At 58.1% G+C, this 20,116-nt stretch carries 15 protein-coding genes and 3 pseudogenes; 14 read left to right on the forward strand and 4 right to left on the reverse strand.

Annotated features, from left to right (window positions below):
* The first annotated feature begins 54 nt into the window (after positions 1–54).
* The 9 genes and pseudogenes from JHW44_RS16900 to JHW44_RS16940 all read left to right on the forward strand — a co-directional run.
* On the forward strand, positions 55–1,278 hold the full coding sequence (locus tag JHW44_RS16900) for an ABC transporter substrate-binding protein (protein ID WP_089345583.1): 1,224 nt from the start codon (positions 55–57) through the stop codon (positions 1,276–1,278).
* Positions 1,279–1,342: 64 nt separating this feature from the next.
* Positions 1,343–2,209, forward strand: coding sequence for a carbohydrate ABC transporter permease (locus JHW44_RS16905; protein WP_089345582.1), 867 nt, complete (start codon positions 1,343–1,345; stop codon positions 2,207–2,209).
* The gene (locus tag JHW44_RS16910; RefSeq protein ID WP_089345581.1) at positions 2,206–3,030 is read left to right on the forward strand and encodes a carbohydrate ABC transporter permease; all 825 of its coding nucleotides are present in this window, start codon (positions 2,206–2,208) and stop codon (positions 3,028–3,030) included. Before JHW44_RS16905 ends, JHW44_RS16910 begins: the two co-directional genes overlap by 4 nt.
* Positions 3,031–3,041: 11 nt before the next feature.
* Entirely contained in the window at positions 3,042–3,836 is a 795-nt protein-coding gene (locus tag JHW44_RS16915) for an inositol monophosphatase family protein (protein WP_179217781.1), read from the forward strand.
* Between the two features lie 625 nt (positions 3,837–4,461).
* Positions 4,462–6,171, forward strand: coding sequence for a Na/Pi cotransporter family protein (locus JHW44_RS16920; protein WP_089345579.1), 1,710 nt, complete (start codon positions 4,462–4,464; stop codon positions 6,169–6,171).
* 144 nt (positions 6,172–6,315) lie between these two features.
* Positions 6,316–6,804: pseudogene (locus tag JHW44_RS16925) on the forward strand (hypothetical protein); the annotation flags it as partial.
* Positions 6,805–7,018: 214 nt separating this feature from the next.
* Entirely contained in the window at positions 7,019–8,179 is a 1,161-nt protein-coding gene (locus JHW44_RS16930; RefSeq protein WP_089345577.1) for an amidohydrolase, read from the forward strand.
* 55 nt (positions 8,180–8,234) lie between these two features.
* A pseudogene (locus JHW44_RS16935) lies at positions 8,235–8,447 on the forward strand (IS66 family transposase); the annotation flags it as partial.
* A gap of 78 nt (positions 8,448–8,525) precedes the next feature.
* Positions 8,526–8,763: pseudogene (locus tag JHW44_RS16940) on the forward strand (class II aldolase/adducin family protein); the annotation flags it as partial.
* Positions 8,764–8,782: 19 nt separating this feature from the next.
* Here JHW44_RS16940 and JHW44_RS16945 read toward each other — a convergent pair.
* Entirely contained in the window at positions 8,783–9,337 is a 555-nt protein-coding gene (locus JHW44_RS16945; protein ID WP_272850356.1) for a hypothetical protein, read from the reverse strand.
* Between the two features lie 743 nt (positions 9,338–10,080).
* Between JHW44_RS16945 and gmd the strand changes: the two genes are divergently transcribed.
* The 3 genes from gmd to JHW44_RS16960 are packed head-to-tail and all read left to right on the forward strand — an operon-like array spanning position 10,081 to position 13,353.
* The gene (gene gmd, locus JHW44_RS16950) at positions 10,081–11,205 is read left to right on the forward strand and encodes a GDP-mannose 4,6-dehydratase (RefSeq protein ID WP_089345576.1); all 1,125 of its coding nucleotides are present in this window, start codon (positions 10,081–10,083) and stop codon (positions 11,203–11,205) included.
* 34 nt (positions 11,206–11,239) lie between these two features.
* Positions 11,240–12,184 (forward strand): GDP-L-fucose synthase family protein, encoded by a 945-nt coding sequence (locus JHW44_RS16955; RefSeq protein ID WP_089345575.1) that lies wholly within the window; start codon positions 11,240–11,242, stop codon positions 12,182–12,184.
* Positions 12,181–13,353 carry a DegT/DnrJ/EryC1/StrS family aminotransferase gene (locus tag JHW44_RS16960; RefSeq protein WP_089345574.1) on the forward strand — a complete coding sequence of 391 codons (1,173 nt, stop codon included), beginning with the start codon at positions 12,181–12,183 and terminating at the stop codon, positions 13,351–13,353. The genes JHW44_RS16955 and JHW44_RS16960 overlap by 4 nt, the downstream gene beginning before the upstream one ends.
* An 82-nt stretch (positions 13,354–13,435) precedes the next feature.
* Here JHW44_RS16960 and JHW44_RS16965 read toward each other — a convergent pair whose 3' ends face one another.
* From JHW44_RS16965 to JHW44_RS16975, 3 genes are read right to left on the reverse strand one after another with little or no spacing between them, the layout of a single operon-like run.
* Entirely contained in the window at positions 13,436–14,212 is a 777-nt protein-coding gene (locus JHW44_RS16965) for a MetQ/NlpA family ABC transporter substrate-binding protein (RefSeq protein ID WP_089345573.1), read from the reverse strand.
* Between the two features lie 30 nt (positions 14,213–14,242).
* Positions 14,243–14,917 (reverse strand): methionine ABC transporter permease, encoded by a 675-nt coding sequence (locus JHW44_RS16970; RefSeq protein WP_089345572.1) that lies wholly within the window; start codon positions 14,915–14,917, stop codon positions 14,243–14,245.
* Positions 14,907–15,968: a methionine ABC transporter ATP-binding protein gene (locus tag JHW44_RS16975; RefSeq protein WP_089345571.1), complete on the reverse strand. Its 1,062-nt coding sequence runs from the start codon at positions 15,966–15,968 to the stop codon at positions 14,907–14,909. The genes JHW44_RS16970 and JHW44_RS16975 overlap by 11 nt, the downstream gene beginning before the upstream one ends.
* Positions 15,969–16,306: 338 nt before the next feature.
* Between JHW44_RS16975 and JHW44_RS16980 the strand changes: the two genes are divergently transcribed.
* Positions 16,307–17,257, forward strand: a complete 951-nt coding sequence (locus tag JHW44_RS16980) for a formylglycine-generating enzyme family protein (RefSeq protein ID WP_218822611.1) — start codon at positions 16,307–16,309, stop codon at positions 17,255–17,257.
* Between the two features lie 246 nt (positions 17,258–17,503).
* The gene (locus tag JHW44_RS16985; RefSeq protein ID WP_089345569.1) at positions 17,504–20,065 is read left to right on the forward strand and encodes a GcvT family protein; all 2,562 of its coding nucleotides are present in this window, start codon (positions 17,504–17,506) and stop codon (positions 20,063–20,065) included.
* Positions 20,066–20,116 lie beyond the last annotated feature (51 nt).

The raw sequence follows: 20,116 nt of genomic DNA on the forward strand, positions 1-20,116 counted from the left end.
GAAACCGTTTTATTAGGGCATCACAACGACCCTTTTCGGGTGGGAGGAGGAAGAATGACTTTCAAGGTGAAGGCGCTTGCCTGTGTGGCGGCGACGGCATTGGCTGCCGGGTCAAGCTCGGCTGCCGATCTTGTGATTGCCGGCCGTGACGGCGGTTATGCCCAGGCATTGAACATGGCGGTAGAGGCATATCAGGCCGCCAATCCGGGGATTGAGGTCAACCGGCTGGAATTGCCTTATGGCGGTTTGCTGGAAAAGGCCACGATCTCGATGCGTGAAAAGGCTGGAGCCTATGATGTCATCATGATGGATGACACCTGGGCGACCGAATTCATGTCCCGTGGCTGGCTGGCCGATCTGGATCAGTTGGGTGGCGGAATCGAAGAGGATTTCGTCCCCGCCACGGTAAGCGTATCGCGCTACCCGGCCGGGGATGGACCGCTCTATGCCATTCCGTTTGTCGGCAACGTCGAGATGTTCGCCTATCGCTCTGACTTGATCGAGCGCCCCGAAAGCTGGACGGATGTTGTTGCTGCGGCAAAGCAGGTTTCCCAAGCCGATGACGGCGTTTCCGGAGTCGTTTTCCGTGGCATCAAGGCAAATCCGATCGTAACAGGCTTTCTGCCGATCCTTTGGGCGCATGGCGCAAAAGTGGTTGCCGATGACGGCACATCCGCTCTCGACAGTCCCGAAGCGCTTGAAGCTCTGAACCTGTATCTCGAGTTGAAGAAATACGCACCGAAGGGTGTCGAAACCTACAATTCTTCCGAAGTGCGTGACGCGCTGCTGCAAGGCACGACGGCCATGTCCATCGAACTTTGGCCGTCGTGGGCGCCCTCTCTCGATGATCCGGAAAAATCCCGTGTACCAGGTGACATCGAAGTGATTGCGGCCCCTGGCCAGAATGTCGGCTCCAGCCCGATGCTGGGCTCCTGGTTGCTTGCGGTTCCCGCCGATGCGCCGCACCCGGAAAATGGCCGCGCATTCATCGACTTCATTACCTCTGCCGAATTCCAGAAGAAGCTCGCCTTGGAAATTGGCCAGCCGCCGACCCGCGCAAGCGTTTATACCGACGAAGAGGTCGTGTCGAAATATCGCTGGTATCCCAACCAACTGGCAGCACTGAAAGATGCCAAGCCGCGTCCCCGTATCAAGCAATGGAACAAGGTAGAGGCCATTCTTGGCGATTACCTGCAGCTTGCCCTGATCGGCGATCTCAGCCCTGAAGTCGCGCTTGAAGAAGCGGACGCGCAGATTGCCAAGGCCTTGCGTCGCTAACTGAATCGACAAGGCCGGGCGCGCGTTGCTGCACGACGGGCGCCCATTCTCAAGGAACGGTATCATGAACAGAAACAGTGGGGCGCTGGCCATAGCGCTTCTTTCCCCTGCCATCCTGCTATTTGTCGCGTTGACCATCTATCCCCTGATCCGGGTCTTTGCGCTGTCCCTGTTTGCAACCGACTACGGGTTCGAGGATGCAACCTATGTCGGTCTGGAAAACTACTCTGATTTGCTGGCGCATCGCTTCTTTCGCACGGCAGCATGGAACACCCTGGTTTTCGCCATTCTCGCAACTGTAAGCGAGGTAGGCATCGGCCTGATATTGGCGCTGATGGTAAACGGGAAACTGCCGGGCAGCCGGTTCGTCGTTCCCGCGTTGTTGATGCCCTATGTCCTGTCCACCATGGTGGTCACCGCGATCTGGCGGGCATGGTTCCACTATGATTTCGGCTATTTGAACAATCTGCTTCGTAGCGTGGATCTGCCCGCTGTCGAATGGTTGTTCGATCCCGACATTGCGATGCTTTCACTGGTTCTGGTGGATACATGGCAAACCGCTCCGTTGACTTTTCTGATCATTCTCGCAGGGCTGCAATCGGTACCCGGTGAAATCTATGAAGCCGCCGATGTCGATGGCGCTGGACCGCGGCATGTCTTCTTTGGGATAACCCTGCCACTCCTGATGCCCTATCTGTTCCTGGCGGCATTGTTGCGCAGCGTGGATGCCTTCAAGATCTTCGACAAGGTCTTCGCCCTTACCGGTGGCGGCCCGGGGCAGGCGACGGAAACCCTGTCGATGTATGTCTATCGACTGGGGTTCAAGTTCTATGACGTTGGCGCGGCCTCGGCCGCTGCAATCATCATGGTTGCAATCTCCGGTCTTCTGGCCCTGATTTACGCCTTCAAACTCGCTGGAAACAAATCATGATCCAGAAACGCCGTGATACCGTTCGCATCGCACTGGCCTATCTGACAACCGCGATCTTCCTGATGCCCATTCTGTGGATGATCTCTACCTCTCTCCGGCCTCCGATCGATTATGTATCCAATTCGATCTCGCTCATACCGTCGCAGGTCACGCTTGAGCATTATCGTGAGCTGATCCGTGGTGATTTGCTGGGCAAGGCCCTGAACAGCGCCATCGTCGCGGCCGGGACAACGATCCTGGCCTTGGGGGCTGCATTTCCCGCAGCCTATGCGTTGGTCCGGATCCGTTTTCCGGCGAAACTGGACCTCGTATTCCTGATGTTCGTCCTGCTGGTGAAGCTGACGCCCCCGATCTCTCTGGCCATTCCGCTGTATCAGGTGCTGCGCACATTGGGTCTTCTCGACGCGCTGCTGGGCCTGATCATCGTCTATCAGGTCTATGCGCTGCCTTTTGCGATCTGGATGCTGCTGGGATTCGTGCGCGATGTTCCCGTAGAGTATGAGGAAGCCGCCCTGGTCGATGGTGCCTCTCTGATGCGGCGTTTGCGCTCCATTGTGCTGCCCGTCATGACGCCGGGCCTGATCGCCACGTCCGTGTTTCTCGTCATCCTCAGCTGGAATGAATTTGCCTATGCGCTCTTGTTCATTCAATCGCCCGACAATTTCACGCTGCCGACATTCATTGCGACGCTCATCACCGAAGACGAAACCTTTTGGGGCAAGCTGTCGGCTGTCGGATTGATGGCGTCCCTGCCGATCCTGCTGATGGTGGGGTTCGTGCAAAAAGGGCTGACTCGTGGTTTCGGCGGGGGTATCAAGTAATGTCGGGAAAGATGAACAACCGCTTGGAATGGGCGCAGGCTGTCGCCGTCGAAGCAGGGCAGCTTGCCGTGCGAATGCGGACATCGCGTCCTGACAGATTTGCGCAGCGCAAATCCCATCAGGATTTCGTCACTGCGGCAGATCTTGCGGTCGAAGATCTGATCCGGCAGCGCATCGGTGAACGCTACCCCGAGGATGCGATCCTGGGTGAGGAAAAGGGGGCTACCGGTGCGGGGGGATCCGTCTGGATCATCGACCCGATCGACGGCACCAGCAACTTCATGCGCGGCTTGCCGGACTGGGCTGTTTCGATCGGATACTGCCGCGACGCCAGAATCGAATGCGCGGTTGTCTACGCGCCTGATATGGATCTTCTCGGGGCAGCGCAGGCCGGTTGCGGGGCTGCAGTGAACTCTCGGGAAGCCAGGGTTTCGGATTGCCGGCATGTCGAAGAAGCGCTGGTCCTGCTTGGTCGTTCTGCCCGCGATGGTGGCGATGCCTATCCGCAACAGGTTCAAAATCTCATCGACATCGGAATGGAGTATCGCCGGAATGGATCAGCGGCATACAGCCTGCTCACTCTGGCGGCCGGACGTGTTGATGCATTTTTCGAGGCCCATCTGAACCCTTGGGATGCAGTCGCCGGGATCCTTCTGGTCGAAGAGGCAGGCGGCAGTGTGGACTATCCTCCCTATGCAGAGTTCATCGACCGGGGTGGTCCGGTGCTCGCTTCGAACTCCAAGCTGCATGAGGCCACGCGAGCAGCAATCAGCAAATCACGCAACGGCGGAACAGGCCAGGGTTAACCCATTGATAACTTGAACATCATGGCAGCCATGCTGTTTTCCCATGTTGTTTGAAGGGTTTGGATCAGCTACAAGCGATGCTGATCGGGCAATGCCTGACTTATGCATGATATCGGCGGCGATATCGCAGCCAACCGCTCGCGCAGCCGATTGACAAGCATTGCGCTTGTTGTGGACAAAGCCCTTCACGGTCGTCCTGACGCACAGGGAAAATGCGTTGGGGCGCCCCGAACAGCCGCATTAAACTTATCCAAAAATCGAATAAAAATGAAGGGTGAATAAATATTAGATATTCAAGATTCGCCATGAATTCAAACTGAAATAAATCGAATCTGGCTCCGCAATTCGCATTGTCGGAACTTTCGACGAGATAGAAATTATTGTCTGATGATTTATATGTTTGAATGCCCCACGACTTATTTTGCTAGTCTCCTCTAATGGCGCAATAAACACTTGATTTCATCATGTATCTTTCATGCCGGCATCGATCACAGGGAAATTGCCCACAAATTCCTGATGCCGCGCCCTGGGCGATCAGCTTGCGCATCGTTTGGACAAATATAATATGTTTCACAGAGAAATGGCCCGGACTGCAGGCCATTTCATCTGAAAACCAGGAGGCGTCATGGAGCCGACGATACTGTTGATAGATCTGCTTGCGGCGGGCGCCTTGCTCGTATGGGGCCTGAAACAACTGAAATCCGGCGTGCTGTCCGGGCTTGGGGCGTCGCTGCGCAGCCTGCTCGCCGCAGGAACCAGAACGCGCTTTCATGCAGCACTGTCCGGTCTCGTCGTGACGATCTCCATGCAGTCGAGTACCGCCACCGCGCTGATTGCCTCGACATTTGCCGATCGCGGGATGATCCGCGGCAAGATGGCCCAGGCTGTCATGCTGGGCGCCAACCTGGGAACCGCCTTGGCAGCGGTGATCCTGTCGATGGATATCCACTGGCTGGCATCGGTATTCGTGCTGACGGGCGTCGTTGCCATGAGCCGCGGCAAGACGTCACGCGGTCAAGGAATGGGCAAGGCCGTCTTCGGGCTGGGGATCATGTTGCTGGCCTTGCATATGATGTCTGGCGTGACCGAACCGCTTCGCGATTCCGTGCTGTTTGCAAATATCGTTGCCGGACTGGCTGCAGCGCCAATCTTTGCGCTCATCTTTGCGATCGGATTGGCGGCTGCTGCGACTTCCAGCCTTGCCGCCGTCGTCTTTATTGCCTTTCTTTCCCAGACCGGCCAGGTGCCGCCATCGCTTGTCGTCGTCTTCGTGGCCGGGGCAAATATCGGGGGGGCTATTCCGCCCGTTCTGGCGGCGATGCAAGAGGGCCTTGCAGCACGTCGATTGACGGTGGCCAACCTGGCTGTGCGCGCCTTTGGTGGAATCGTGATGTCGCTGTTTGCCGCTGATGTTGTCCTGTGGAGCGCGGCATTGGATGGGCCGTTGCCTCTTGGGCTCGAGGTCCATCTTCTGTTCAACCTTGCCCTGTTGCTTGTGTTCCTGCCCTGGGTCGGGGGCCTCGAAAAGCTGGTCAAGCGCTTGGTGCCTGCGCCCGAAAGCGGGACCGGAGAGATAGGCTATCTGGACGAGGCCAGCCTTGCGACGCCCGCCTTGGCCCTTGCGGGGGCATCGCGCGAGGCATTGCGTATGGGCGATGAGGTCTGTGAAATGCTCGAGGTCAACCTTGATGCCTTGCTGCACAACCGTGCCGAGACCCCAGACAAGATTGCAAGGCTTGACGATTCAATCGACTTCCGGCTGCGGGCGATCAAGCTGTTCCTGCTGCGCCTGCGGAAACTGGATCTCTCTGAATCCGAGACGCGCCGATGTGATGAAATCCTGTCCTATGCGATCAACCTCGAGCATGTCGGAGATATTGTCGAGAGCCACTTGTGCGTTGCTGCGGAAAAACTCAACGAGCGTCAGGTCAGTTTTTCCCCTGAAGGGTTGAAGGAAATCAGATCCATATATCAGGAAACGGTTGAAAACCTTCAGCTGGCGCAATCGGTGTTTCTGTCGCGCGATCCAAAGCTGGCAATGCAACTGATGGCTGCGAAGGTCGAGATCCGTAAGATGGAACAGGATTCCAGCCTGCATCATCTGGCGCGGATCGAAGATCGCAAGCCCGAAGCGCTGGAAACCTCGTCGATACATCTCGACATTCTGCGCGATCTGAAACGCATCAACGCTCATCTTGCCACGCCGGCCTATTCGGTGCTCGATGAGATCGGGGCGTTGCGTGAAAGCCGCGTGCGTCGCTTGTCGAAATTCAACGGGGGGCGTTCGTCCTCGCGATCTGTCGGAGGGGCGGCGTCGAAATCTGCCGCCAAGTAGAGGTTTGATAGTAGCCGCGCCATTGGGATCGCCTGGCTGATCATGGGGTGATGATCTAGGGGCAGCCCGAAAAATTGCTCTGAGCGGGCCGCCGCGGTATGAAGCAGAGGGCATTTGTCCACTTGTAGTGTGACAATGGTGTAGATGGGTTTCTTTGATCTTTCAAAATGCTACGCGAACCTGGATGCCAAGAATGACCCGTTGTTCATGGTTGATGTCGTCGTGCCTTGGGAAGAATTCCGCCCGCTGCCGGAACGGGCATGGCGCAAGTCGCGGGCCCGGCGCAAGCCGATGGACGCCGTGATGATATTCAAGGCGCTGGCTCGGGCGGGCACGGTGGAGTTCCTTTCGTCTGCGGTCATCTGGTGAGGCAGGGCCATATCGCGCGGGGCGGCCATCCTGCCGGTGCCGCAGAACCACAATACGCACGAAGAAAACAAGGCGATCAAGATTGGTGAGGCATCCGAGGAACAGACAGCTGCGGCCTATCGGTTCGTGAAGACGGAGGCATAGTTGCGCGCGTGGATGCTGAAGAACCACATCCACCGCAAGGGCAAACGCGGCCAGCCACTGACCGGACAAGCCAAGGGCAACAATCGGACGAAATCCTCGGCGCCGCTGGAGCCGATTTTCAACATTGTTCGGGGCATTCCCCGCTGTTCTGATCCGCAGGGGTAGCGCCTGCAATATGCCCCGCGTTTGGCCGTCATCAGGCCGAAGAATCACGGTACGCGTTTCAAACCCGATCATGGGGTGGAACAGGCTACAGACTACTGTTCAGCGCTTGGCGAGGGTCCCGTTTTCTGTTCTGTACCCCTTAGCGGCCGAGCTGATAGGGATACAGAATATGCTGACGAATATTGATCAGATCGAACTGACAGAGTTTCGACGTGATCTGCACCGCCATCCCGAATTGTCCGGGGAAGAGGTGCAGACTGCCGCAAGAATTGTCGCAGCGCTGAAACCGATGTCTCCAACCCGTATCCTGACCGGACTTGGCGGTCATGGTGTGGCAGCAATCTTTGACAGCGGCAAGGAAGGTCCGACGGTTCTGTTTCGTGCCGAGCTTGACGCCTTGCCGATTCAGGAAAGAAACGATGATATCGCGTGGCAGTCGCTGACACCGGGGAAAAGCCATGTCTGCGGTCATGACGGTCATATGACCATGTTGCTTGGACTGGGGCGCATGATTTCGCGCCAGCCCGTCGCGCGAGGCCGTGTCGTTCTGATGTTCCAGCCCGCCGAGGAAGACGGCAGCGGCGCAAAAGCCGTGGTTTCCGATCCGGCATATCAGGACATCAAGGCGGATTGGGCCTTTGCCATCCATGTCAAACCCGGCAGCCCGTTCGGATTTGTCTCTACCTGTGCCGGGCTGATCAATTGCGCCTCGCTGGGGCTGAAGATCAAGCTTGTCGGCAGGACCGCTCATGCCGCCACTCCAGAGGATGGCATTTCACCCGCGCAGGCCGTGGCCAGACTGATCCCTGCATTGGATGCGCTTGGACAGGGAGATGGGGGGCCGCAGAATGAGAATTTCAGACTGGTGACGATCACCCATGTGAATATTGGTGAGCCATCATTCGGCGTCGCCCCGGGTGAGGGCGAGATTTACGCCACTTTGCGGACAGCGAGTGACGAAGGCATGGCAAGCCTTGAAGCTGCGGCCCGCCACTTGGCCCGTTCCGTCGCTGCGGAGTTCGGCCTCGCTGCAGATTTTGAGGTCTGCGACAATTTCGCGGCCTCTGTGAATGATCGGGACGCTTGTCGCGTGGCAACTCAAGCGATTGATTCCCTGAATGTCCCTTATGGCCGTGCCGGTGTTCCCATGCGCGCATCAGAGGATTTCGGCGTATTCGGCTGGAACGCCCGGGCCGCAATGTTGTTTTTGGGGCCGGGCGAGGACCATGCGGCATTGCATAATCCGGACTATGATTTTCCCGATGATCTCATCCCCATCGGATGCGCAATCTTTGAACGTATCGCGCGGGATATACTGGGGTCAGCATAGCTCGGCTGATCAGGCCCCGAACCTCCGGCCGATATTGGCGGGAGTTTCCCGACTGGATGGTCGCGTTGCCATCGACAACAACGCTGCTGAAAGGGGAATGCGCCCCATCGGCATCGGTCGGAAAAACTGGCTTTTCACCGGAGCTGACACCGGTGGGGAAACACTGGCCCGCGCCATGACGCTGATCGAAGCCGCCAAGATGAACAGGCTCGATGAATTGCTTCCATGGAATTGGAGCACTGAACACCGCAACGCTGCTGCGGCTTAGCCCGCTGTGCCAATAGGGTGGTTACGGAAATTTCGGCGCGGAGAGTTTCTTTTCCCATGCGCTGGAAAGTTTGCAGCCATGAGCGAGAATGCGCTGCAAGAGCAAATATGTCTATTAGAAAAATCCATTTTTGATCGTGTACTTACCGGAGGTTCTTCGGGTAATGTCTCGGCTCGCGCCGAGGATGGCGGGTTGCTGATCAGCCCGACCGGCACCAACTTCGGCCTGTTCGACGCCACGGGCCGCCGGATCGGGGGCGATCCGTCGACCAAGGAGATGCTGCTGCACTGCACCTTTTTACGACACGCGGTCCACGGTGGAGGGCAAGCCTTTCGCTATGTTTGAATAACTTTGAATAAGGTGGAGTGGTAAGCTTTCCTGATCGAAAGGCAGTCAATTAGATGTACATCACTCTCCGCTGGTATGAACTCCCAGCGTGCGAGACCTGGCGTACTAGCGTCACCGGCGATCTCACGAATATCGAAGAATGAAAATCCCGCTGATGAAGCGGCTTCTCGAAGAATATCATTTGCAAGACAATTGATCTTTGCATGAGATTCTACGGAGATTTCGGAATCTGATATATTACGCCAAACTTTCGCGCGTTCGTCCTCCGTCGTCATTCGTGCTGTGAGGCGGCGATAAACATAGTTCCGAAGCTGCGTCTCGTTCCTTAACGTCGATGGGTTGAGCCCCTTGAAGACGATAGACTTGTCAGACAGCACATGTCGGACTTTATTTACGTACGCGCGGTAGACTTCGTGCAAATCCTCTTCTGGGGAGGATGCGGATCCGGTAACATACTTCCTGAAGTAATATCCAACTTCGGCATCAACTTGTCCGTAGTTTAGGCAAATGAAATTGGGATCATGGGTCGTGAAATCCTTCATGAATTTCTTATATGCAAATCGAGATTTCTCACCTGCTGAAAACCCTTTAGCTGATGCGGCAACGTAGTCGAATACATGTAACTTTGGGGAGGTTGAAGTTATGGCACCTGTCCAAGAAAGCATATTGCTTCTCTTAAAGAACCGAGTGTGTGAGTCGCCGTAGCAGAATATTTCCATTATATTTCATCCTAGTCATAGTGAAGGAAATACAATCCAGTAGCATCTGAAGGGTTCGTGGCAGTTGCTCGAAGGTCACCGCCGCGATGTATGAGATGACCCGAACCCCACGTGGCAAGCAAATCGCATGAAATCTCTCCTCAGGCTGGAACGGATAGCGCCGCCGTCGCTCGGGCACAACCCAACATGCTGGTTTTGTGGTTGCCGCCCGCAATCAAGAAGTTTCCGAACCTGTTGAAGCATGATCGAGTGCGTCCTTCTGCCAGGCCTTGATGTGGGGCACGTTCAAAGGCAGCGGGCAGGTATGGCGATCAGCGGATCAGTTCACCTCATGGCAAATATTGTTCGAAAGAGACGGGAACTGAACTGCGGCAAGAGCATTTGCCGAATCGTCTCCGCTGAACTCTCAATGAAGCAAGTTGTTCATCGTGAAAGCAGATGGACCTCCTGTGCTGTCCTGTATGGCCCGATTGGCGCAATCTTGGCGATTCATGAGTTGCACCGCTCGCCGTAAAATGGTGTTGTCCGCTCGCGATACGGGGTTACCAAGAAGAAAGCGAAGCGACATGAAAAAGGCATTGATTACGGGCATCACCGGGCAGGATGGCTCTTACCTTGCCGAATTTTTGCTTGAAAAGGGATATGAAGTCCACGGCATCAAGCGACGCGCGTCTTCCTTCAATACGCAGCGGATCGACCATATTTTCCAGGACATGCACAACGAACAGTCCCGGCTGCGCCTGCATTATGGTGACCTCAGTGACTCGTCCAACCTGACCCGGTTGTTGGCACAGATCGAACCGGATGAGGTTTACAACCTGGGCGCGCAATCACATGTTGCCGTCAGTTTCGAGGCGCCGGAATACACGGCCGATGTCGATGCGATTGGCACCCTGCGGATGCTTGAGGCAATTCGCTTTCTGAAGCTGGAAAAGAAGACACGTTTCTATCAGGCTTCGACATCCGAGCTTTACGGCCTGGTACAGGAAACACCGCAGCGTGAGACAACGCCCTTCCACCCGCGTTCGCCCTATGCCGTGGCGAAGATGTATGCCTATTGGATCACGGTCAATTACCGTGAAGCCTATGGCATGTTTGCCTGCAACGGCATCTTGTTCAACCATGAAAGCCCACGCCGCGGCGAGACTTTCGTGACGCGCAAGATCACGCGCGGGCTTGCCAATATCGCGCAGGGGCTGGAACCCTGTCTGTATATGGGCAACCTTGATGCGCTGCGTGACTGGGGCCACGCCAAGGATTATGTCCGCATGCAGTGGATGATGCTGCAGTGCGACACGCCCGAGGATTTCGTCATTGCGACCGGGAAACAATATTCGGTCCGCGAGTTCATCACCTGGGCGGCCGAGGATCTGGGCATTGAACTGGAGTTCCGTGGCAGTGGAATCGACGAGATCGCCGTTGTCGCGTCGGTGAGTGGAGACAAGGCCCCGGCGCTGTCCCCCGGTGATGTCATCCTGCGGATCGACCCGCGCTATTTCCGCCCCGCCGAGGTCGAGACGCTGCTGGGCGACCCGACCAAGGCACGTGAGCGCTTGGGCTGGGAGCCGCAGATCACGGCAAGGGAAATGTGTGCTGAAATGGTGGCTGCGGATCTGATTACCGCCAAGCGTCAAGCCTTGCTGACCGAGCATGGAATGGCGCTTGCCGTTTCAGTCGAGGATCACGGCTGAGTTGCTACGGCCCCAGGAAGGAAACAAGGACGCCATGTCCCAGAATACGCAAAAGCCGGTTTTGCTTGTCACCGGTGCCAATGGCATGGTCGGGCAGAATATTCTTGCCCATCCAAAGGCGGCCGAGTGGCAGATTCAGGCCCCCGGCTCGGCCGAACTGGATCTGCGCGATCGCGCCGCCGTTGATGACTGGATGCGTGATCATCGCCCGGATGCGATTGTCCATGCTGCCGGGGTTGTCGGCGGAATCCATGCCAATATGGCCGAGCCGGTCCGCTTTCTGGCGGACAATACGCTGATTGGCGTCAATGTGGTGACCGCTGCACTGGCCGCAGGCATTCCGACCCTGATCAATCTGGGGTCAAGCTGCATCTACCCCAAGGATATTGGCAGCGGGTTGCGTGAAGATTGCATCCTGACAGGTCCGCTGGAGCCGACCAATGAAGGATATGCACTGGCCAAGATCACGACGATGCGTCTGTGCGAATATGCCATGCGCGAAAATCCCGATCTGAACTACAAGACCCTGATCCCCTGCAATCTCTATGGGCGCTGGGACAAGTTCGATCCGCGACATTCGCATCTGGTGCCCGCGATCATTCACAAGGTGCACAGTGCAAAGCAGCAGGGATTGTCCGCGGTCGAGATCTGGGGCGATGGCACCGCGCGGCGTGAATTCATGTATGCCGGTGATCTGGCCGATGCCGTCCTGCGGGCGCTGGCCGATCCGGCATCCTTGCCCGACACATTGAATATCGGGCTGGGGCATGACCATTCGATCAATGATTACTATGCCATCATCGCCAAGGTCATCGGCTGGGACGGGCAGTTCACCCATGACCTGACACGCCCTGTCGGGATGAAACAGAAACTTCTGGATATCAGCGCCCAGACCGATTGGGGCTGGTCGGCACCAACCTCTCTGGAGGACGGTATCCGCGCCACATATGACTTTTACCTGCAGGAGCATTCGCAATGACCGTTCGTTTCCCCTTGGCCACATCCTCATGGGACGACGCCGAGCTTGCAGCGCTTCAGCGGGTGATCGCTTCGGATCGGTATTCGATGGGACAGGAAGTCGCGCGTTTCGAGCGCGAATTTGCCGCCTATACCGGCAGCCGCTTTGCCGTCATGGTCAATTCGGGGTCCTCGGCCAATCTCGTCATGGTCGCGGCGCTGCGCTATACGCAAAACAAGGAACTGCGCCTTGAACCCGGTGACGAGGTCATCGTGCCCGCGGTGTCATGGTCCACGACCTTCTATCCGTTGCACCAATACGGGCTGAAGATGAAGTTCGTCGATATCGATCTCGATACGCTGAATTATGATCTGAAGGCGCTGGAAGAGGCGGTGACCGACCGCACGCGCGCCATCATGGCGGTGAATCTGTTGGGCAACCCCAATGACTTCGACCGTATCCGTGCGATCATCGGGGAACGCGATATCGTTCTGATCGAAGACAATTGTGAATCCATGGGCGCGACTTTCCAGGGCCGTCAGGCCGGCACTTTCGGGGTAATGGGCACCTACTCCAGCTTCTTCTCGCACCATATCTCGACCATGGAAGGCGGATTGGTCGTGACCGATGATGAAGAACTGTATCACGTTCTTCTGGCCCTGCGCGCCCATGGCTGGACGCGCAATCTGCCCAAGAACAACCATGTGACGGGCGAGAAAAGCGACGATCCCTTCGAGGAAAGTTTCCGCTTTGTCCTGCCGGGCTACAACCTGCGCCCGCTGGAGATGTCGGGTGCGCTGGGACTGGAGCAGCTGAAGAAACTGCCGGAACTGATCAAGGGGCGTCAGGCCAATGGCCAGCGTTTCGTCGAGGCCATGCGAGACCACCCGGTCTTTCGCGTCCAGCAAGAGACCGGCAACAGCAGCTGGTTCGGTTTCGCGCTGATCATTCGCCCTGAACCGGGGCTGACGCGTCGACAGGTCATTGATCGTTTCGATGAGCTGGGTTTCGAAACGCGACCTATTGTCAGTGGCAATTTCACCAAGAACCCGGTTCTGCAGATGATGGATCACAGCCTGCACGGTCAGATGACCAATGCCGACAATATCGACCGCAATGGCTTCTTCATCGGCAATCATCATTATGATTTCAGCGAGGCCATCGACACGGTCAAGGCCTTTCGCGCCTGAGCGACGGCAGGGGGCCCGGAGCAACGGACATGGAAAAGGCCGCAGCGGGTGATCGCTGCGGCCTTGATCTTTCGGGATGCGCTTACCAGCTGGTCAGCACGGCCCCCTGATACTTGTCCTCGATGAAGGCTTTGACCTCGTCGCTGTGATAGGCGGCGAGCAGATCCTTGACCCAGGGCTGGTCTTCATCACCCTTGCGAACAACGATGATGTTCACATAGGGGCTGTCGGCCTTTTCCATCGCGATGGAGTCGTCCTTGGGGCTCAGCCCCGAAGCCAGGGCGTAATTGGTATTGATGATGGCGATATCTGCATCGGCGAGGGCGCGGGGCAGTTGTGCCGCATCAAGTTCCAGGAAGGACAGGTCATGGGGGTTCTCGGTCACGTCCAGCGGGCTGGGCACCAGGCCGGTATCCTCGGCCAGCGTGATCAGGCCCAGATCCTGAAGCAGCAGCAGTGCGCGTCCGCCATTGGTGGGATCGTTCGGGATGGCGACCTGGGCACCTTCTGGCAGATCGGCCATGTCGGTGATCTTGTCGGAATAGATTCCCATCGGCGTGGTGATCGTCGTGCCGACCTCGACCAGTTCAAAACCGCGATCCTTCATCTGGTTTTCCAGATAGGGCCGGTGCTGGAAGCTGTTGGCCTCAAGGTCGCCGTCGGCGACGGCCTGATTGGGAACGACGTAATCCGAAAATTCGATGACTTCGATGTTCAGCCCGCGGGGTTTGGCGATCTTGGCGACCTCTTCCATGATCTCGGCATGTTCGCCCGGCGAAACACCAACCTTGATATCTTCGGCCAGCGCCGAAGTCGCCGAGAGGGCGAATACGGAAATCAGAGTTGCAATGCGCAGCATCGGATGGCTCCTTTCTTGTCTGCGTTGAAATCAGTTGCCGCGATTGCGCGACGCACGTTTGTCGACACGGGCGGCAATCCACTCACCGGCGGATTGCACCAGTTGCACCATGACGATCAAGATGATGACGACGGCCAGCATCACATCGGGCATGAAGCGCTGATAGCCATAGCGAATGCCCAGATCGCCAAGGCCTTCGCCGCCGACCGCCCCGACCATCGCGGAATAACCGATCAGGCTGACGACAGCTAGCGTGAGGCCCAGCATGATGCCGGGCAGGGCTTCGCGGATCAGAACCTTGCGGATGATCTGCAAAGGCGTCGCCCCCATGGCGCGCGAGGCCTCGATCAATCCCGAATCCACCTCGCGGATCGCGTTCTCGACCAGTCGGGCGATGAAGGGCGTTGCCGCAATCGTCAGCGGCACGATGGCGGCATTGGTTCCGATCGAGGTCCCCACCAGCGCACGCGTGAAGGGGATGATTGCAACGACCAGAATGATGAAGGGGACCGAACGCGCGGCGTTGACGATCAGCCCAAGGACCTTGTTGATCAGCGGGGCCGACAGCAATTCGCCACGTTGCGAGGTGGCCAGAAACACCCCCAGCGGCAGGCCGAACAGGGTGCCAAGGATGGTCGAGATCAGCACCATGTAGCCGGTTTGCAATGTGGCTTCGATCAGCAGGGAAATCACGTTAGCGGACATAGCCCAGCACCTCCGTCAGCAGGCCGTGGCGTTCAAGATAGGCGCGCGCTTCGGCACCGCGCGCCGCATTCAGGGAAATCAGCAGGTTGCCGAAGGGATGCGTGCCGATTTCCTCGATGGCACCGGCAAGAATATTGACATCAATGCCCAGATCCGTGCCAAGACGCGCCAGCATCGGATCGGTCGCATGGCGACCCGCGAAGGTGACGCGAATGACTTCCTGTTCATCCGCGCCCGACGGCGCATCCTGAATCCGCCCTGACAGAAACGCCGGCAGCTTGACACCGGTAACACCGGACAGGAACGAACGTGTCGTGGGATGGGCCGAACGAACAAACACATCATATGTGGGGCCGGCCTCGACGATCCGCCCGCCATCAATCACTGCCATCTGACTGGCAATATCGCGCACGACCCCCATTTCGTGGGTAATCAGCACGATGGTCAGGCCAAGATCGCGATTGATGTCGCGCAGCAGCGTCAGGACAGTCTGGGTGGTTTCCGGGTCGAGCGCCGAAGTCGCCTCATCCGACAGCAGCACCTTGGGCCGCGTGGCAAGTGCCCGCGCAATGCCGACCCGTTGCTTCTGGCCGCCGGAAAGTTCGGCCGGATAGCGGTCGCGATGGGTTTCTAAGCCGACGCGCTGGATCAACTCGCTGACGCGCGGGCGGATTTCCGATGTCTGAACACCGGCGATTTCCAGCGGCAGCGCAATATTGTCAAAGACGGTTCGCTGCGCCATCAGGTTGAAATGCTGGAAGATCATCCCGACATCGCGCCGGATGGCCCGCAATTTTGCGCCCTTGGCGCGCCCGACATCCTGGCCATCGACCGTGACGGTTCCGCTGGTCGGCCGTTCCAGCCCGTTCACCATGCGCAGCAGTGTCGATTTGCCGGCCCCGGATCGACCGATGATACCGCAGATCGCACCGGCTTCGACGTCCAGCGACACATCTTGCAGTGCGGTGACAGTGGTGCCGTCTGCGCCGGCAAAGGATTTTCCGACGCGCTCGAAATGAATGGAGGCACCGGTTGTTGCAGTCCGAGTCATTGTCCAAATAACCTGCTGAGATCCCGCGGGGATTGCCCCATTCGCCCATGCAGCGCAAGATGACCACCCCCAGCGGCATCAAAATCGTGAAATCGGGAAATCATTCCGGCAGTTTTTGCCCCGTTGCAGCAATTGTTCGGCTTTTCGAGGGCTTCTCCGAACGGGGATTGCCATGATTGCACACGGCTTTTCTTTCTCTGATGAATGGGTGTATCCCGCATTGTGCAAGAGACCATCACGATCGCGCCCCTGCAATGGGCGCGCCAGAAGACACAAGGGGATATCGCATGACCGAGGATTGTAGACCCAAGGCATGCTGCGGCAGCACCCGCGCGGAAATGGGCGGCGCCAGCCAGCATCGAGATGCGGAATTCCTGCGTCTGGCACAGGCGGTCCAACCTGCCGCTCCCGAGGTGACGGCGCAGTTGCGCGAACGCCTGAAGCCCATTCCCGGCGGTATCTATGAGATGGGCGCGCGCAAATCGACCTATCCCGCCGATCTGGACAGCCCGCGGCGCAAGGTCAAGCTGCGCCCCTTTCTGATGTCGCCCTTCAGTGTCACCAATGCCGATTACGCGCGGTTCGTCGAAGCCACCGGCTATCGCACAGTGGCCGAGCAGGAGGGCTGGACCTTTGTCTTTCACCTGTTGCTTCCCGATCCCTCGGCATGGCCCGAAAGCCCTCCGGGGCTGCATTGGTGGCGGCGGGTCGACGGAGCCTGCTGGTCCGCCCCTGAAGGTCCGGGCACGGATATATCCGGGCGTGAAGATCACCCGGTCACCCATGTCGCATGGTATGACGCGCTGGCCTATTGCAACTGGTCTGGGCTGCGCTTGCCCACGGAAGCCGAATGGGAACGCGCGGCGCGTGGTGGCCTGGCCAAGCGCAAATTCCCCTGGGGGGACGAGATGAAGCCCGGCGGTGAATTTGCCATGAACACCTTTCAGGGCGAATTCCCGATGCGCAATACCGGCGAAGATGGCTGGATCGGCACCGCACCGGTTGATGCCTTCCGCCCGAATGGCTATGGCATGTACAATATGACCGGCAATGTCTGGGAATGGGTCGCTGATCTCTTCGGGCCGCGGCCACCGGCAGGGCGCTTGCCCGACTTCGATCCGCGCGGGGCCGACAGCGGCTATGCCCGTGTCCAGCGTGGCGGATCCTATCTGTGCCACGCCAGCTATTGTGATCGCTATCACGTGCATTCGCGGACGCGGAACGATCCCGACAGTTCGACCGGCAACTGCGGATTCCGCGTCGCCAGCGACATTCCCGATGGGGATTGAGCCGATTCCGGCGTCACCTGTTGCGGAAAATCGGAAGAATCCGGCCTGACGCGGCCCGCACGTGCGATCGGGAAACGCATGGATGTCGTTGCGATCACTCAATTTGACGCATTCGTTCTATTTCTCGATGTTGCTTGTCGCAATATTGCGCAGAACGGGGCGGGGTTTGCGCCGTCCTGCCGCGCAGGGGCACCGTGACAGCCGGCATGGGGCACGCAAAAGAAACGGGTACAAAAGGAATCAACGATGTCCGCATTTCCTGAAAGGGCCAAGGTCGTTATCGTCGGTCTGGGCGGTATTGTCGGCGCGTCCGTCGCGCATCATCTGATTGAACGCGGTTGGGATGATATCGTCGGAATCGACAAGTCCGGGATCCCGACCGATATCGGCTCGACAGCCCATGCATCGGATTTCTGCTATTGCACCAGCCATGATCTGCTGTCGACATGGTGCACCATGTATTCCGTCGATTTCTATGAAAAGATGGGTCATTATTCGCGTATCGGCGGGTTGGAAGTGGCCCGTGTCGGCGATGATGAACGCATGGCCGAACTGAAGCGACGCGTCGACTCCGGTCGCGCATTCGGCACCAATGTGAAGATCATCTCGGCCGCCGAGGCCAAGGAAAAGTTCCCGCTCCTCGAGGAAGACCAGATTCAGGGGGCCATGTGGGATCCCGATGCTGGTCTGGTCGTGCCCCGCTCGCAGACCGTGGCCGGCAAGCTGGTCGACAACGCGGTCAAGACCGGCAGGCTGAAGGCGTTTGCCAATACGCCCGCCCTGGAGCTGCTGCAGGAAAATGGCCGGGTCACCGGTGTAAGGACATCGCGTGGCACGATCCATGCGGATCACGTCGTGGTCTGTGCGGGTCTGTGGGGGCGGCTGATTGCGGAACTGGCCGGAGAGGATTTGCCGGTCATGCCGGTTGACCATCCGCTGACCTTCTTTGGCCCCTATGACGAATTCGCCGGCACCGGGCTGGAAATCGGCCGCCCGCTGCTGCGCGATCAGGGCAATTCGGCCTATCTGCGCGACACTGGCGACCCGAAAAGCACCGAGGGCGGGCAGATCGAATGGGGCTATTATTACGAAAAGAACCCGCGTCTGGTTCACCCGCGCGAGATTCTTGAAAAGGACCAGGCGCGCCTGTCGCCCTCGCAACGTGACCTTGAACTTGATGACGTGATCGAGCCTCTGGAACGCGCGATGGAGCTGACGCCCATTCTGGCGGAACTGGGCTTCAATGAAAGCCATTCCTTCAACGGGCTGCTGCAGACCACCACCGATGGTGCGCCATCGATGGGCGAAAGCCGCAAGTTGCGGGGCCTGTGGTATGCCGTGGCCATCTGGGTCAAGGATGGGCCGGGCATGGGCAAGCTGTTGGCCGACTGGATGACCGATGGCCGTACGCATATCGATCACGCGGGCATTGATTACGCGCGCTTCAATGATTTCCAGCTGAACGAAGACTATATCTATGGCCGTTGCGAGGAAACGGCGGCCAAGATCTATAATCCGCCGGTTCATCCGCGCGAACCCTTTGGCAATGCTCGTGGCATCCGCCGTTCGCCCTTCTATGAACGTGAGGTCGAGCTTGGCGGTCACTTCATGGAACTGGGCGGCTGGGAGCGTGCGCATGGATATGCGGCCAACAATCACCTGCTGGAGAAATATGCCGATCAGGTGCCGCTGCGCGAGAATGAATGGGACAGCCGGCATTTCTGGCGGGTCTCGAATGCCGAGCAGCTGGAAATGAGCGCCGATTGCGGCATCATCAACCTGTCGCATTTCCACATGACCGATATCTCCGGGCCGGATCATCTGGCGCTGATGGAATGGCTATGTGCTGCCAAGATTGGCGGGGATGGCAATATCGGCAAGGGCATCTATACCCATATGCTGGACGACGAGGGCATGGTGCGCGCCGATTTCACCGTGTTCCGCATGGAGGACCGCTGTCGCCTGGTGAACGGTGCCGACGCCGGCCCGCGTGATCTGCAGTATATGCGTCGCGTCGCGCAGGACAGAGGGCTGGACGTCACCATCCGTGATGTCAGCGAAGATTACACGACCATCGGTATCTGGGGGCCCAATGCCCGCAAGAACCTGCAAAAGGTGGTCGAAGATCCCGAGGCGCTTTCGGTCGAGAATTTCCCCTTTGCCGCAATCAGGCAGATCAGGATTGCCGGCAAAACGGTCACGGCCTTCCGCATTTCCTATGTCGGTGAACAGGGCTGGGAATTGCACATGGCCTATGAGGACGGGTTGGCGGTCTGGGATGCGCTGCGCGAGACGGGCGTGATCGCGGTCGGGGTGGAAACCTATGCCAACTCCCGGCGGCTGGAAAAATCCCTGCGCCTTCAGAATGCCGATCTGCACACGCAATATAACCTCTATGAGGCGGATCTGGCGCGACCCAAGGTGAAAGAGGCCGATTTCCGGGGCAAGGCGAAACATCTGGAATATCGCGCCCGCGAGCATCAGCCAGCCATGCTGTGCACGCTGGTCATGACCGACAATACCGACAGCCAGGGCGTCGCACGCTATCCGGTGGGAACGCTGCCGGTCATGGATCCCGAGACGGGGGAAACCCTGATCGACGAACTGGGACGGCGGTCCTACACCAGTTCGATCGCCTACGGGCCCAGCATCGGCAAGAATATCGCGCTGGCCTATCTGCCATGGGACTATTGCCAGGTGGGTCGCAAGCTGAACCTGTCCTATTTCGACGAGATCTATCCCGCCGAGGTCGCGGGGGTCGGCTATGCCCCGCTTTACGATCCGCAAAACCTGAAGCCGCGCAGCTGACGGGGATTCAGGCGGACTGAAACAGGGTGGCCCGCACAACTTTGTACGGGC

This window comes from Paracoccus seriniphilus, from assembly GCF_028553745.1.
GTDB classification, from domain to species: domain Bacteria; phylum Pseudomonadota; class Alphaproteobacteria; order Rhodobacterales; family Rhodobacteraceae; genus Paracoccus; species Paracoccus seriniphilus.